Annotated in this window: 14 protein-coding genes; 8 read left to right on the forward strand and 6 right to left on the reverse strand. The window is 73.6% G+C overall.

Annotated elements, in window-relative coordinates; translation table 11 throughout:
* Nucleotides 1–33: 33 nt before the first annotated feature.
* From recF to dnaA, 4 genes are all read right to left on the reverse strand, one after another.
* Nucleotides 34–1203 carry a DNA replication/repair protein RecF gene (gene recF / locus QSK00_RS22725; RefSeq protein ID WP_285594405.1) on the reverse strand — a complete coding sequence of 390 codons (1170 nt, stop codon included), beginning with the start codon at nt 1201–1203 and terminating at the stop codon, nt 34–36.
* 62 nt (nt 1204–1265) lie between these two features.
* A complete protein-coding gene (gene gnd / locus QSK00_RS22730; RefSeq protein ID WP_285594408.1) occupies nt 1266–2177 on the reverse strand; it encodes a phosphogluconate dehydrogenase (NAD(+)-dependent, decarboxylating) in 912 nt (303 codons plus the stop codon).
* 113 nt (nt 2178–2290) lie between these two features.
* The gene (gene dnaN, locus QSK00_RS22735; RefSeq protein ID WP_285594409.1) at nt 2291–3511 is read right to left on the reverse strand and encodes a DNA polymerase III subunit beta; all 1221 of its coding nucleotides are present in this window, start codon (nt 3509–3511) and stop codon (nt 2291–2293) included.
* Between the two features lie 1075 nt (nt 3512–4586).
* Complete coding sequence (dnaA, locus tag QSK00_RS22740; RefSeq protein ID WP_285594410.1) at nt 4587–6272, reverse strand: chromosomal replication initiator protein DnaA; 1686 nt, start codon at nt 6270–6272, stop codon at nt 4587–4589.
* A gap of 498 nt (nt 6273–6770) precedes the next feature.
* Here dnaA and rpmH point away from each other — a divergent pair, with 498 nt between their 5' ends.
* The 8 genes from rpmH (at nt 6771) to QSK00_RS22780 (ending at nt 12451) form a co-directional block, all read left to right on the forward strand.
* Nucleotides 6771–6914 (forward strand): 50S ribosomal protein L34, encoded by a 144-nt coding sequence (gene rpmH / locus QSK00_RS22745; RefSeq protein ID WP_018330358.1) that lies wholly within the window; start codon nt 6771–6773, stop codon nt 6912–6914.
* Nucleotides 6915–6945: 31 nt separating this feature from the next.
* Complete coding sequence (rnpA, locus tag QSK00_RS22750) at nt 6946–7314, forward strand: ribonuclease P protein component (RefSeq protein WP_285594412.1); 369 nt, start codon at nt 6946–6948, stop codon at nt 7312–7314.
* A 128-nt stretch (nt 7315–7442) separates the two neighbouring features.
* Nucleotides 7443–7808 carry a membrane protein insertion efficiency factor YidD gene (gene yidD, locus QSK00_RS22755; protein ID WP_285594413.1) on the forward strand — a complete coding sequence of 122 codons (366 nt, stop codon included), beginning with the start codon at nt 7443–7445 and terminating at the stop codon, nt 7806–7808.
* Entirely contained in the window at nt 7802–8908 is a 1107-nt protein-coding gene (gene yidC, locus QSK00_RS22760; RefSeq protein WP_285594414.1) for a membrane protein insertase YidC, read from the forward strand. The genes yidD and yidC overlap by 7 nt, the downstream gene beginning before the upstream one ends.
* A gap of 127 nt (nt 8909–9035) precedes the next feature.
* Complete coding sequence (locus tag QSK00_RS22765) at nt 9036–9584, forward strand: Jag family protein (protein ID WP_285594416.1); 549 nt, start codon at nt 9036–9038, stop codon at nt 9582–9584.
* 43 nt (nt 9585–9627) lie between these two features.
* A complete protein-coding gene (rsmG, locus tag QSK00_RS22770) occupies nt 9628–10353 on the forward strand; it encodes a 16S rRNA (guanine(527)-N(7))-methyltransferase RsmG (protein WP_285594417.1) in 726 nt (241 codons plus the stop codon).
* A gap of 149 nt (nt 10354–10502) precedes the next feature.
* Nucleotides 10503–11399: a ParA family protein gene (locus QSK00_RS22775; protein ID WP_285594591.1), complete on the forward strand. Its 897-nt coding sequence runs from the start codon at nt 10503–10505 to the stop codon at nt 11397–11399.
* The gene (locus QSK00_RS22780; protein WP_285594418.1) at nt 11396–12451 is read left to right on the forward strand and encodes a ParB/RepB/Spo0J family partition protein; all 1056 of its coding nucleotides are present in this window, start codon (nt 11396–11398) and stop codon (nt 12449–12451) included. The genes QSK00_RS22775 and QSK00_RS22780 overlap by 4 nt, the downstream gene beginning before the upstream one ends.
* Before the next feature lie 59 nt (nt 12452–12510).
* Here QSK00_RS22780 and QSK00_RS22785 read toward each other — a convergent pair whose 3' ends face one another.
* Nucleotides 12511–13473, reverse strand: a complete 963-nt coding sequence (locus tag QSK00_RS22785) for a D-alanine--D-alanine ligase family protein (RefSeq protein ID WP_285594420.1) — start codon at nt 13471–13473, stop codon at nt 12511–12513.
* A gap of 47 nt (nt 13474–13520) precedes the next feature.
* On the reverse strand, nt 13521–14912 hold the full coding sequence (locus QSK00_RS22790) for an aminotransferase-like domain-containing protein (RefSeq protein ID WP_285594421.1): 1392 nt from the start codon (nt 14910–14912) through the stop codon (nt 13521–13523).
* Between the last annotated feature and the right edge of the window lie 83 nt (nt 14913–14995).

Genomic DNA, 14995 nt, shown 5'->3' on the forward strand with positions numbered 1-14995 from the left:
ATTCGGCTCACCAGGATCCACCCCGGTCGTCCGTCACGACGCGACACCGTCACGCACGGTGCCTGCCTCGATCACATAGCGTGTGCCATTCAGGACGGACGGCACGTCGTCGTCCACGGCCGCCGTCACGAGCACCTGTTCGGCCCGGGCGGCGGTCCGCGCGAGGGCGTCCCGGCGCCGCGCGTCGAGCTCGGCGAAGACGTCGTCGAGCACCAGGATCGGCTCCGAGCCCTCCTCGCGGAGCAGCTCGAACCCGCCGAGGCGCAGGGCGAGGGCGAGCGCCCAGGACTCGCCGTGGCTCGCGAAGCCCTTCGCCGGGCCCTCCCCGAGGCTGAGGTCGAGCTCGTCGCGGTGCGGGCCCACGAGGCACACCCCGCGCTCGATCTCCTGGTCCCGACGCCGGCCGATCTCCTCGAGCAGCGCCACCTCCACCGCGGCGGCCAGCTCCGCGTGCGCGGCGCCGCCGGTCACGTCGTCCTGCCCGTCGGCGGTGCCCGCCAGCTCGTCGACCGCGGCCACCTTGGAGCGGTAGCGCGCGCCGACCGGGACCGACTCCGGCGCGACCGCCGCGTACGCGGCCGTGACGTGCGGGGCCAGCGCCGCAGCGAGCTGGATGCGTCCCGCGGTGAGGGCGGCCCCGGCGCGCGCGAGGTGGGCGTCCCAGACCTCGAGCGTGCTCGTGTCGCCGCGGGCGTGCCGGGCGGTCTTGAGCAGGGCCGACCGCTGCCGGAGCACCTTCTCGTAGTCGGCCCGGACGCCCGCCCAGCGCGGCGCGCGGGCCACCAGCAGCTCGTCGAGGAACCCGCGGCGCTCCCCGGGGTCGCCCCGGACCAGCGCGAGGTCCTCGGGGGCGAACACGACCGTACGGACGATCCCCAGGATGTCCCGGGCCCGCGTCACCGGGGACCGGTTCACCCGGGCCCGGTTGGCCTTGCCCGGCTGGATCTCGACCTGGACGGTCAGTTCCCGCCCGTCGTTGACCACCGTGGCGCGAACCTGGGCGGCGGCCGCGCCCCGCCGCACGAGCGGTGCATCGGACGACACCCGGTGCGAGCCGAGGGTGGCCAGGTACCCGACGGCCTCCACGAGGTTCGTCTTCCCCTGGCCGTTCGCCCCGACCAGCACCGACACCCCGGGGGAGAACGTCAGGTCGGCCTGCGCCCACGACCGGAAGTCGGTGACCGACAGCTCCCTCACGTACATCGGTGCTCCCCTCGCTCCGCCCGGGTCGTCCTCGGTGTCGCTCCGCTCCCGGGCGGCGCGGCTCAGCCGCCGGTGGGCGGCTCGTTCGCGGCCTCGCCCGCCTTGTGCACGGCGTGGCCCCCGAACTGGGCGCGCAGCGCGGCCACGGCCTTCATCGCGGGTGAGTCGGTCTGCCGCGAGGCGAAGCGGGCGAACAGGGCCGCCGAGATCACCGGGAGCGGCACGGCGTGCACGATGGCCTCGTCGACCGTCCACCGGCCCTCGCCGGAGTCCTCGGCGTATCCGGTGATCTGGTCGAGGTGCGGGTCGGCCTCCAGCGCGAGGACCATGAGGTCGAGCAGCCAGCTCCGGACGACCGTGCCCCGGCTCCACGCCTTCATCACGGCGCCGACGTCGGTGACCGGGCCGCCGGCGCTGAGCAGCTCGTATCCCTCGGCGTAGGCCTGCATCAGGCCGTACTCCACGCCGTTGTGCACCATCTTCGCGTAGTGCCCCGCCCCGACCGGACCGGCGTGGGCGAAGCCCTCCTCGCGCGGTCCCTCCGGGCGCAGCGCGTCGAACACCGGCATGAGGCGCTCGATGTCCTCGTCGGAGCCGCCCGCCATGAGGCCGTAGCCCTCGGTGCGGCCCCAGACGCCGCCGGAGACGCCGCAGTCCGCGTAGTGGATCCCGTGGGCGTTGAGGCGCTCTGCGTGCACGGTGTCGTCGGTGAACCGGCTGTTCCCGCCGTCGACCACGAGGTCACCGGACTCCAGCAGCCCGGCGAGGCTCTCCACCGTCGAGTGGGTGGGGTCGCCGGACGGCACCATCAGCCAGACCGTCCGCGGCGCCTCGAGGGCCTTCACCAGCTCCTCGAGGGACTGCACGTCCCCGGAGCCGTCGTTCGCGTACCCGACGACCTCGTGACCGGCGGCACGGAGCCGCTCGGCCATGTTGCCGCCCATCCGACCGAGCCCGACCATTCCCAGCTGCACCGCGATCCGCTCCCTTGTCCCGTGACGTGGGGTCGAGCTCCGCTGCGTCTCCCCCGGCGTGGCCGTCCGCGTCTCCTACCCCGGATCGGGGTCCGTCATCGCAGGGCGTCCGATCAGCCGGGGAGGCGCACCGGCATCAACAGGTAGAGGTAACCCGGCCGGGGCTCGGGCAACGAGGCGTCCGTCTCGGGACCCGGCTCCACCGCCGTCGCACCCTGGCCGGCGGTCTCGTCCTCGGACGCGCCCTCGCCGGGTGCACCGGCCGGACGGAGCAGGGCGGGCCGGCTCGGCGTGGTGAACGACAGGTGTGCGTGGTCGGCACCGAGCGCCCCGAGCCCGTCGAGCAGGTAGCCCGGGTTGAAGGCGATCGTCAGCGGCTCCCCCGCGAACGAGCAGGGCAGCTGCTCCTCGGCGCTGCCCTCGTCGTCGCCGCCCGCGGTCAGCCGCAGCGAGCCCTCGTCGAACTCGAGCCGCACCTGCGTGCCGCGCTCGGCGACCAGCGAGACGCGCTTGATGGCGTCGACCAGCGGCCCGATCTCGACGACCGCCGCCGAGGTGTGCTCCTTCGGCAGGAGCTGGCGGTAGCGCGGGAACTCGGCGTCGAGCAGGCGGGTGGTCGACCGGCGTCCGCCGCCGGACAGGCCGAGCAGACTGTCGCCGCGTCCCAGGGCGAGCTCGACGGTGCCGCCCGCCGACGTCAGCGTCTTGGCCGCCTCGGACAGGGTGCGCGCCGGGGCGAGGATCGCGGTGGGCTCGCCGTCGGCCGACGCCGGGTTCTCCCCGGGCTCCCAGGTGAACTCGCGGACCGCGAGCCGGAAGCGGTCGGTGGCGGCCATCGTCAGCGCGGAGCCGTCGATCTCGACGCGGATGCCGGTGAGCATCGGCAGCGTGTCGTCCCGACCCGCGGCCACGGCGACCTGCGAGACGGCGCGGGCGAAAACGTCGGGGGCGAGCTCCCCGACCACCGGGGGCATCTCCGGCAGTTGCGGGTAGTCCTCGGCGGACATCGTCGGCAGGCTGAAGCGCGCGTTGCCACAGCTCAGGGCGGCGCGCGGCCCGTCGACGGTGAGATCGACCGGATGCGGCGGGAGCGACTTGGTGATGTCGGCCAGCAGCCGCCCGGACACCAGGGCCCGGCCGCCGTCGCCGATCATCGCCGGCACCTCGACCCGGGCGGAGACCTCGTAGTCGAACCCCGAGACGGTGAGCGTGCCCTCGTCGGACGCGTCGAGCAGGACGCCGCCGAGGACCGGGACGGGCGCCCGGCTGGGCAGGCTGCGCGCGACGAAGGCCACCGCGTCGGCGAAGGCGTCGCGCTCCACGCGGAACTTCATCGGTGGGTCTCCTGACGTCGGGTCGGGTGCCCGCCGCGGCTCCCAGGCCGTGTCGGCCCCGGATCCGGGCAGGTCGTCACGGTAGAGCCTGCCAGGGGGGTCCGACACTCCGGCCCTGTGCAGCGCCGGACGGCGCGAACGCTCCCCAACCCCTGTTTTGAGAGGGATCTCTTCAAGAGAGAGAACAGGAATGACAGTAGGTCCTGTGGGCAGTGTGGAGCACTGCCGTCGATGCAGGTCGGGCGCTCCGGACCCGTGTGGAGCGACGGGGTCGGTGCGTGCCCGGATCCGGGGACGGATCGGCGTGTCAGGTGGACGGAGGCCGGGCACCCGCCTCCACCCACCCCTCCGTCCACCCGTGCGGGCCGGCTGTCCACAGACTTGTCCCCAGCTGTGGGTCGATCGGGAGTCGAACGATCGCGCAGCGCGACGACGCCACGATGAGCGGCGATCGTGCCGCGGGCGCCGGACGAGCGGTCACGCCGATCGTGTCCGCGTGTCGCCCTCTCCGAGCACCTGTGTCCAGATTTCGCTCACGCTGTGTCCGGATCGGGGTGCCGACGGGCGCGCAGCGTGGTCGCACGGCCGTGGCCGGTCGTGGCGCGCGGTGGCCGGTCGGTCCGACGTCCCCGGGCGTCGACGGTGCTCGCGCCGGTGTGGATTCACCGCACGGACGTGCCGGGACGGCGTCGAGGTCCACCGGATCGGAGGAGCGACCCGGGCGGTCGTCCCGGGCGGCGGGGGCCTAGACGGTCACTCCGGGCCGCGGGTGGCCCGGGCGTCCAGCCCGAGCGGCGAGGGTGACGTGGGGCAGGCGAGTGGGGCAGGCGGGCTGCCTGATGTGACTCTCGAGCCAGGCCGCGGGGTGGCCCGGGTGGTCACCACGAGCGGCGAGGGTGACGTGGGGCAGGCGGACGGGGCCGCCGGGATGCCTGATGTGCCCCTCGGGCCGGCCGCCGGAACCCGGGCGGTCACCCCGAGCCGCGAGGGTCACGTGGGGCAGGCGGGCGGGGCAGGCGGGCTGCCTGATGTGACCCTCGGCCGGGCCGCGGCAGCACCCGCCGTCGGGAAGCCGTCAGCTGCGCGCGCGCTGCTTGATACGCGCGGTGAGCTCCTGGACCTGCTCGTAGGTCCGGCGGCGCTCCGCCATCTCCTTGCGGATCTTCTTGTCCGCGTGCATGACCGTCGTGTGGTCGCGGTTGCCGAACATCTGCCCGATCCGGGGCAGGGACAGGTCCGTGAGCTCGCGGCACAGGTACATGGCGATCTGCCGGGAGAGGGCGAGGGCCTTGGTCTTGCCCGGCCCGGTGAGGTCGTCGATCGAGACGCCGTAGAACTCCGCCGTGACCGCCATGATCGTGGGCGCGGTGATCTCGGACTGCCGCGAGTCGGGGATGAGGTCGCGCAGCACGATCTCGGCGAGCTGCAGGTCGATCGGCTGCCGGTTGAGCGAGGCGAACGCGGTGACGCGGATCAGCGCGCCCTCGAGCTCGCGGATGTTGCGCTCGATCCGGTCCGCGATGAACTCCAGGACCTCCGGCGGCGCGGCCATCCGCTCGCCGGCCGCCTTCTTGCGCAGGATCGCGATGCGCGTCTCGAGCTCGGGCGGCTGGATGTCGGTGATCAGGCCCCACTCGAACCGCGTGCGCAGCCGGTCCTCGAGGGTCTCCAGGCGCTTCGGCGGCCGGTCGGAGGAGACCACGATCTGCTTGTTCGCATTGTGGAGGGTGTTGAAGGTGTGGAAGAACTCCTCCTGGGTTCCCTCCTTGCCCTCCAGGAACTGGATGTCGTCCACGAGCAGCACGTCGACGTCGCGATAGCGCCGCTGGAAGGCCACCTTGCGGTCGTCGCGCAGGGAGTTGATGAAGTCGTTGGTGAACTCCTCGGTCGACACGTACCGCACCCGCATGCCGGAGAAGAGCCGCTGGGCGTAGTGCCCGACGGCGTGCAGCAGGTGCGTCTTGCCGAGACCGGAGTCGCCCCAGACGAACAGCGGGTTATAGGCGCGGGCCGGCGCCTCCGCGACCGCGACCGCCGCCGCGTGGGCGAAGCGGTTGGAGGCGCCGATGACGAAGGTGTCGAAGAGGTACTTCTCGTTCAGCCGGGTCTGGGAGCGGGGCGCACCGCGCGCGCCGTCGCCGGGGATCTCCGGCTCGGGGCGGCTCGGCGGGGCCGCGGTGCGGCCGGGCGGGCTCCAGATCTCGTGGACAGCGGCGAGGCCGTCACGGACCTCGTCGACCTCCTCCTCCGGGTGCGAGCGGTCGGGATTGTGGGTCACCCTCCCGACGCCCGCGGCGGCCGCGATCGCGTCGGCCCGGTGCGAGCGCTCGCCGGTGAGGTAGCCGGTGTCGGGGCCGCCGTCGTCGTAGGCGGGCCGGGAGTACCCGTCGCCCGCGTACGGCTCGGGCGCCGGCGCCGACAGCCGCGGCAGCGGGGAGGTCTCGGGGCCGGTGCCCTGGTCGCCTCCCGAGCGGGCGCTGTGGTCGACCCGGACGGCGAGCTGCACCGGGCGGCCGATGCGCCGCGAGAGGGCGTCGACGATGGGGTCGCGCAGCGCCCGCTCGATGGCCTCCTTGGCGAACTCGCTCGGCGCGGCCAGCAGGGCGGTGTCGTCGAGCAGCCCCAGCGGCCGGGTGACACGGATCCAGGCACGTTGCTGGGCCGAGAGCGGGGCCCGGTCGGCCGGGTCGGTCGACGGGCTGGTGAGTTCCAGGACCACGTCTGCCCACGTCTGGTCGAGGTCGGAGAGCTGATCCGTCACTCGGTGCCCTCCCCTGACTTCCGATCCCGGGCGCGCGCGTCCACAGGCCTGTCCACAACTGTGCACGACGACGGGTCGCCGATCGCGCGGGCCCCCGCCCCCGGGGTCCGCACCGATTGCTGCTGTCCGCTCCGGCCCGGTCTGCTGACGGCCCCGTCCGCTGCGCCCTCCGCACGTGGGCCCTCGGCGCCGGTCGCCCGGCGGTGCCCGATCCGTCGTGGGGGTGCCGGACGCTAACAAGGCGGCCCACCGGCCCACAACCTCCGGGAGGTCCCGACGCCGTCGAGGCCGCCGACCCCGCCGCCCATCATGATCCCCGGCCTCGCGGAGGACCTCGAGGCGGGGCCGGGTCGGGGGGCGCCCCGGGGACTGGGCTACGCTGGCCATGACCGGATCCGGGTCCGTCGTCCCAGGAAATCGTCCTGGGCGTCTCGGCGTGCCCCGGAACACCCGCGCTCCCCCACGACCAGGGGTGAGCCGACGCAGGAGTTCTCAGTCGTGGCCAAGGGCAAGCGCACGTTCCAGCCGAACAACCGTCGTCGGTCGAAGACCCACGGCTTCCGGCTGCGCATGTCGACGCGCGCCGGCCGTGCGGTGCTGGCGAACCGCCGCCGCAAGGGCCGCGCCGAGCTCTCGGCCTGATCCTCCGCGCCGAGCCGGTCGAGGTCCGTGCGTGCTGCCCCCGGCACACCGCGTCCGTCGACCCGACGACTTCCGGCTCGTCCTGCGCCGTGGGCGCAAGGCGGGTCGTCGTCGGTTGTCGGTGCACGCGCTCACGCCCGCCGAGGCGACCGGCCCCGCGCGGGCCGGTTTCGTCGTGGGGCGGGCCGTGGGGAACTCCGTCGAGCGGCACCGCATCACCCGTCGACTGCGCCACCTGGTGGCGGACCGGCTCGACGCCCTCCCGCCGGGGACCGTGATCGTCGTCCGGGCGCACCCGCCGGCGGCGGGGTCGACGACGGCGGAACTGGCCGACGACCTCGACGCCGCGCTGCGGCGCCTGGAGCTCCGACCGCGGCTCGCCGTGGTCCCCTCGGCCTGACCGCGTCGTCGCCGTGTCTCCCGACCTCGGTGCGCGTCCCGGACCCGATCCGGCCGGAGTCCTCGCTCCGGGTCGTCGGCACGGGCACCATGGACGGGGACGGTGCGGGACGTGACGAGAGGGACGACGTGACCGAGTCCGGGACGGGACCGGAGGCCGCGGGTACACCGCGACCCGCGGCACCGGCCCGTGCGCTGATCGGCGTCCTGCGCTTCTACCAGCGGTGGATCTCCCCGATGTTCCTGCCGCACTGCCGCTTCCACCCCACCTGCAGCGCGTACGCCGTCGAGGCGTTGCGCGTGCACGGCCTGCTGCGTGGAACCGTTCTCACCGTCGTGCGACTGCTGAAGTGCGCGCCCTGGCACCCTGGTGGCCTGGACCCCGTGCCCCCGCGTCGTCGTCGTCGCCCGGAGACCCCGGAGACCTCTGACTCCGGACGCACCGCCCCCCGGGGAGCCGGAGCCCCCACCAGCGAGGAGCAAGCGTCGTGCTGAACTTCATCTACTACCCGGTGTCGGCCATCCTGTGGTTCTGGCACAAGGTGTTCGGGTTCGTCCTGGGCGCCGACAACGGGTTCGCGTGGGCGCTCTCGGTCATCTTCCTGGTCTTCACGCTGCGGGCGCTGCTGTTCAAGCCGTTCGTCAGTCAGGTCCGCTCGATGCGGAAGATGCAGGAGTTCCAGCCGCAGATCAAGAAGCTGCAGGAGAAGTACAAGAACGACCGGCAGAAGCTCGCGGAGGAGATGCAGAAGCTCCAGAAGGAGCACGGCGTCAACCCGCTGGGTGGCTGTCTGCCGGTCCTGGTGCAGGTCCCGGTCTTCATCGGTCTGTTCCACGTGCTGCGCGGCTTCCGGACCGACTACGCCTACAACTACGTCTTCAGCTACGCCGACATCGTCTCGTTCGACAACTCGACGCTCTTCGGGGCGAAGCTGTCCGACGCGATCAGCGGCAACCTGCAGGCGGTCGGCTCCTTCTCGCTGAACTTCGGCAACTTCAACGCCCACGTCATCCCGGTGGCCCTGCCGCTGATGATCATCGCCAGCGTGGCGACCCACTTCACCGCGCGCGTCTCGGCGGCCCACCAGTCGCCGGCCGCGGCCGCGAACCCGCAGGCCGCGATCATGCAGAAGCTGACGATGTGGCTGTTCCCGCTCGGCGTCCTCGTGTTCGGTGTCTTCTTCCCGATCGCGATCCTCCTGTACTGGCTCTCCAACAACTCCTGGACGCTGGCCCAGCAGTACTTCGTCTACAGCCGGATCGCCAAGGAGGAGGCCGAGCAGCGCGCCCAGGCCGCGGCCCAGCGTGACCTGCTCGCCCCGAGGCCGGGCCAGAAGCCGACCCGGTCCGCCTCGAACGGCCACACCGCGCCGGTGGACGAGGAGCCCGTGGACGCCCCCGTGGACGCGCCGGCCGAGTCCGCTCCGAGCAAGCCGCGCCCGGGAGCCCGTCCGGTGTCGGGCAAGAGCAGCGGACGAGCGGCACCCGGCAAGGTGAACTCCGGGGCGGCGAAGAACGGCGGAGCCCCGAAGAACCGTGGGTCGGCCCAGGTCGCGTCGTCCCGCCCGGGCAAGAAGTCCAAGAAGCGTCGCTGACACGGCGGGTCCGTCCCGTCCCCAGCACCCACCGACCACCACCCGGTGGCCGTGCCTCGCCCCAAGAGGATCGGCGCCCGGGACCGGAGGGGTCGCACCACGCGGCCCCGGCGAGAGGAGACAAGCCGTGTCCGAGACCCTGGAGTCGGACGGCCGGGCCGGAGACAACGAGGCCCCGGTCGCGCCGGAGGGCGGTGGCGCGTCCCCGCAGGACGTCCTCGTCCGCGAGGGCGACATCGCCGGTGACTACCTCGAGCGGTTGCTCGACATCCTCGACTTCGACGGCGACATCGATCTCGACGTCGAGGCCGGCCGCGCGATCGTCAGCATCGACGGTGGCAAGGACCTCGAGAAGCTCGTCGGGCAGCGGGGCGACGTCCTCGAGGCGCTGCAGGAGCTGACCCGGCTCGCCGTCCAGCAGTCGACCGGGACGCGCAACCGCCTCATGCTCGACATCGCGGGCTGGCGCTCGCACCGTCGGTCCGAGCTCACGGACCTGGGCCGGCGGACGGCGGAGGAGGTCCGCGACTCCGGCGAGAGCCAGAAGATGCGCCCGATGACCCCGTTCGAGCGCAAGATCGTCCACGACGCGGTGGCGACCGTCGAGGGCGTCCACAGCGAGAGCGAGGGCGAGGAGCCCCGCCGTCGCGTGGTCGTGCTGCCCGGCCGGTCGTGATCCTCGGAGCCGTCGCCGTTTCACGTGGAACGGGCGACCGGTCGTGACACTCGGGGAACAGGACCGGCTCGACGGTCCGTCCTCGCCGACCCCCGAGGCCGTCGAGCTCTTCGGCGACGCCCTGCCGCGAGCGGTCCGGTTCGCCGAGCTGCTGGCCGGCCCGGGGCGCGAGCAGGGTGTCATCGGCCCGCGGGAACTCCCGCGGCTGTGGAACCGACACCTGGTGAACTCCGCCTGGGTCGGCTCGGTGATCCCGCCGGACGCCACCGTCGTCGACATCGGCTCGGGCGCGGGTCTGCCCGGCATCCCGCTCGCCCTCGCCCGACCCGACCTCCGCATCACGCTGCTGGAGCCGATGGCCCGCCGCGTCGCGTGGCTCGAGGAGGTCGTGGCGGCCCTGGAGCTCGACGTGGTCGTGCGTCGCGGCCGGGCCGAGGAGCGCGAGACCCGGCGAGTGGTGGGCGAGTCGGACGTCGCCACGGCGCGCGCGGTGGCACCGCTGGGTCGCCTCGCGGCATGGTGTCTCCCCCTCGTGCGGCCGGGTGGGACACTGGCGGCGCTCAAGGGAGCCAGCGCTCAGGACGAGGTGCGGCGCGACGCCGTGGACCTCCGGGCGGCGGGCGGCGGCGACGTCGAGGTCGTCACCACCGGCGCGGGAGACGCACTGACGCACATCGTGGTGGTACATCGGACGGAACGGCGGACTGCTGCCGGATCCGGTCCCGGTGGTGGACGCCGTGGTCGTGGCAGGAAGGATCGATCCTCGTGACCGAAGGACATGCCGTTCCACGTGAAACGCGCCCACGGGCCGACCGTGGCAGCGCGGAGAAGGTCCGGGAGGCCGTGAGCGAGGCGGTCTCCACGGTCGGGGCCGGCGTCCTGGGCGCGGGTGAGGTGATCTACGGCGACGGGGGTGGGATGACGCCCATCGCCGAGGAGGCCGCCCGCGCCGCCCGGGTCCTGCACCCCGAGGACCACCGGATGCCGCGACCGAGCCGGCGCCGGGTGATCACCGTCGCCAACCAGAAGGGCGGCGTCGGCAAGACGACGAGCACGGTCAATCTGGCCGCGGCGCTCGCGCTGCACGGCGCCCGGGTCCTCGTGGTCGACCTCGACCCGCAGGGCAACGCGAGCACCGCGCTGGGGGTCGACCACCGCAGCGGGACGCCGTCCATCTACGAGGTCCTCATCGGCGAGCTCACGCTCGACCAGGCCGCACAGGTCTGCGACCGCTCCTCCGATCTGCTCTGCGTGCCCGCCACCATCGACCTGGCCGGTGCCGAGATCGAGCTCGTGTCGATGATGAACCGGGAGTCCCGGCTGCGGCAGGCACTCTCCGACGAGGCCCTCGACCGCCTCGACGTCGACTACGTGCTCGTCGACTGCCCGCCGTCGCTGGGCCTGCTCACGCTCAACGCGATGGTGGCCGCCCCCGAGGTGCTCATCCCGATCCAGTGCGAGTACTACGCGCTCGAGGGGCTCAGCCAGCTGCTCAACAACATCGGGCTGGTGCAGTCCCACCTCAACCCGCGGCTGCACGTCTCGACGATCCTGCTCACCATGTACGACGGCCGCACCAAGCTCGCGGACCAGGTGACGCACGAGGTACGGACCCACTTCGGCGACCTCGTCCTGCGCACGGTCATCCCGCGCAGCGTGAAGGTCAGCGAGGCGCCGGGCTTCGGCCAGACCGTGCTCACCTACGACCCGGGCTCGCGCGGAGCGATGAGCTACCTCGACGCCGCCCGCGAGTTCGCGATGCGGGCCGCGGTCGCCGAGCAGCGGGCCGGCGCGAACGCGGGTGAGCGGTCGTGACCGAACGACGCGGAGGACTCGGACGCGGCCTGGCCGCGCTCATCCCCACCGGTCCCCCGGACGCCGGCGACACCCGACCCGGCGTCGGGACCCGGGCCGCGGACGTGGTGATCGGCCAGCGCTCCCGCCCGGAGGTCCCGACGACGGCGACCGCTACGGGTTCGCCGGCCACGGCGGCGTCCGACGGCGGCACCGTCGCGGGCGCCGTGTACCGCGAGGTGCGGGTGGACGGCATCCGCGCCAACCCGCGCCAGCCCCGGTCGGTGTTCGACGAGGAGGCGCTCGCCGAGCTCGAGCACTCCGTCCGGGAGTTCGGGCTGCTGCAGCCCATCGTCGTCCGGGAGCTGGACGACCCGATCTCCGGTGACGCCGGGGTGGAGGTCACCCACGAGCTCGTCATGGGAGAGCGGCGGTGGCGCGCCGCCCAGCGGGCCGGGCTGACCCACATCCCGGCCATCGTGCGGAAGACGTCGGACGACGACCTGCTGCGCGACGCCCTGCTGGAGAACATCCACCGGGTCCAGCTGAACCCGCTGGAGGAGGCGGCCGCCTACCAGCAGCTGCTGACCGAGTTCGCCGTGACGCACGAGCAGCTGGCCGACCGCATCGGCCGGAGCCGACCGGCGATCACCAACACCATCCGGCTGCTGCGTCTCCCGGTCGCGGTCCAGCGCCGGGTCGCTGCCGGGGTGCTCTCGGCGGGTCATGCCCGGGCGCTGCTCGGGATGGACGACCCGGCGGCCCAGGAGGAGCTCGCGGCGCGGATCGTCGCCGAGGGCCTGTCGGTGCGCGCCGCCGAGGAGGCCGTGACCCTCGCCCGTGGCGAGAAGGAGCCGGCCGCGAAGCGCCGCTCCCCCGCACGCAAGCTGCACGCCCCGGGTCTCCAGGATCTCGCGGAGCGGCTGTCCGACGCCTACGACACGCGCGTCAAGGTCGAACTGGGCCAGCGCAAGGGTCGGATCGTCGTGGAGTTCGGATCCGTGGACGATCTGGAGCGCATCGCGGCGCTGATGAACCAGAAGGGGCTCCCGGGCCCCTCACCCTCGGAGTGATCGTTCGGGGCCGCAGCGGCGATCTCAGGGCGCCCTGAGATCGCCGCTGCGCTCGACGGTCAGCCGGACCGCTCGGACGACCGACGTACGGCTCGCTCCACGAGCAGCCCGAACACCTCGCCGACGTCGCGCCCGGCGGCCCCGATCGCTCGCGGCAGCAGCGAGGTCTCGGTGAGTCCCGGCGACACGTTCACCTCGAGGACCTGGACCCGCCCGTCGCGGTCGACGATCGCATCGGTGCGGGAGAGGTCGCGCAGCCCGAGGGCGCGGTGCGCGGCTACCGCGGTCTCCGCGACCCGGGCCGCCACCGCCGCGCCGAGCCGGGCCGGACAGTGGAAGCGCGTCAGGCCCGCGGTGTAGCGGGCGGTGTAGTCGTAGACGCCGTTCTCCGCCTCCACCTCCACCGCGGGCAGGGCGACCGGGCCGTCGCCGGTGTCGATCACCGAGACCGCGAGCTCGACCCCGTCGACGAAGCGTTCTACGAGGACGGTCTCGGAGTAGGCGAGCGCCCCGACCATCGCCGAGGGCAGCTCCGCGGCGTCCCGCACGACCTGGGCGCCGAGCGCGGAGCCCCCCTGGTCGGGCTTGAGCATCAGCGGCAGCCCGAGCCGGGCCACGAGGGCGTCCAGGACGGCACCGGCGCCGAGCTCGCGGAACGTGGCGTGCGGCAGCGCCACCCACTCCGGGGTGTCGAGCCCGGCGCGCGTCAGCTCCGCCTTCGCGCTGGGCTTGTCGTGCGCGCGCCGGCACGCCCGCCCGTCGGTGCCGACGAACGGCACCCCCAGCAGCTCGAGGACGCTCTGCACCGCCCCGTTCTCGCCCTCGCCGCCGTGCAGCGCGACGACGACCGCGTCCGGCCGGGTGTCGCGCAGGCGCCCGAGCAGGGCGGCGTCGGTGTCCCACTCGTCGACCGTGGCGCCCGCGTCGCGCAGCTCGGCCGCGATCCGGCGGCCGGACCGCAGCGACACGTCACGCTCGTGGGAGAGGCCGCCGGCGAGGACGGCGACGGTGCGGTCGATCACGACCCCGGACCCTAGTCCGGGGTCGCGATCCGCCGTCGGGAAGGGACTCAGGCGGTGTCGACGGAGGGGGCCTGCGGCCCCGGGGTCCCCGACGACGGGCGGGCACCGGTCCCCGAGAGCCCGAAGGTGCGCAGCACCTCGAGCTCGCCGTCCAGGACCCCCGCCAGGCGTCGCACGCCCTCGACGATGCGCTCGGGCGGCGGGTAGCAGAACGACAGGCGCATGTGGCGGGCGCCGGAGCCGTCCGCGTGGAACCCGGTGCCCGACGCGTAGGCGACCCGGGCCGAGATCGCGCGGGGCAGCATCGCGCGGGTGTCGACGCCCTCGGGGACCGTCGCCCACACGAAGAACCCGCCGCGCGGCCGCGTCCAGCGGCACCCGTCGGGCAGATGGGTCTCGAGGGCGCCCAGCATCGCCTCGCAGCGCTCGCGGTACATCTCGCGGAACGACTTCACGAGGCTGCGCCAGTCGTGCGTGGCGAGGTAGCGGGAGACGACGAGCTGGGTGAACGCCGGCGGGCACAAGGTGGCCGACTCCGCGGCCAGCACGAGCTTGTCCCGGATGCCGTGGGGGGCGAGCGCCCAGCCGACCCGCAGGCCCGAGGCGAAGATCTTGGAGAACGAACCGAGATAGACGACGTTCTCCGGGTCCAGCGAGCGCAGCGAGGGGTACGTCTGCCCGTCGAAGCCGAGCAGACCGTAGGGGTTGTCCTCGACGATGAGCACGCCGTACCGGCGGCACAGCTCGACGACCTCGCCCCGGCGGTCCGGCGCCAGCGAGACACCGACCGGGTTGTGGAAGTTGGGCACCGTGTAGAGGAACTTCGCGCGCCGGCCCTCGCGGGCGAGCCGCTGCAGGGCCTCCTCCAGCGCCGCCGGCACGAGTCCGTCGTCGTCCATGGCGACGTGCCGGACCTCGGCCTGGTAGGCGGCGAACGAGCCCAGCGCCCCGACGTAGGAGGGCGACTCGGCGAGCACGACGTCACCCGGGTCGACGAACAGCCGCGTGAGCATGTCCAGCGCCGACTGCGAGCCGACCGTGACCACCACGTCGTCGGGGGCGAATCCGCCCGTCGCCGACAGTGAGCCGGCCTCGAAGGCCATGACCTCACCGATCTGCTCGCGCAGCACCGGCACACCCTGCGCGGACCCGTACTGCAGCGCCCCCTGGCCCTCCGTGGCGACCAGGCGGCCCACCTCGACGGCCAGCGAGTCCAGCGGCAGCGCCGCGAGGTTCGGCATGCCGCCGGCCAGCGAGACCACCTCGGGGCGGCTCGCCACGGCGAACAGCGCCCGGATCTCCGAGGCGGTCATGCCCGTGGTCCGCGCGGCGTAGCGGTCGAGGTGGGGATCGCCGGTGGACCCTGCCGCCGCGCCCGCCGCCGCCGCGCCGGCCCCGGGGAGGGCATCGGGTCGGGGGACGGGGGACGTCGGCGTCATCAGCGACTCTCCGTGATCATGTTCACGACGGGATCGTCGCGACTCTACGCGTCGTACCCGCACGTCCCGGAGCGAGCGTCGTC

Source organism: Actinomycetospora sp. NBRC 106378, assembly GCF_030269685.1.
Lineage (GTDB): Bacteria > Actinomycetota > Actinomycetes > Mycobacteriales > Pseudonocardiaceae > Actinomycetospora.

Bases quoted from the DNA above. Each gene is read 5' to 3' on its own strand.
- recF (WP_285594405.1), bottom strand. From the start codon at position 1,203: ATGTACGTGAGGGAGCTGTCGGTCACCGACTTCCGGTCGTGGGCGCAG.
- dnaN (WP_285594409.1), bottom strand. From the start codon at position 3,511: ATGAAGTTCCGCGTGGAGCGCGACGCCTTCGCCGACGCGGTGGCCTTC.
- QSK00_RS22775 (WP_285594591.1), top strand. From the start codon at position 10,503: ATGACGCCCATCGCCGAGGAGGCCGCCCGCGCCGCCCGGGTCCTGCAC.
- QSK00_RS22790 (WP_285594421.1), bottom strand. From the start codon at position 14,912: ATGACGCCGACGTCCCCCGTCCCCCGACCCGATGCCCTCCCCGGGGCC.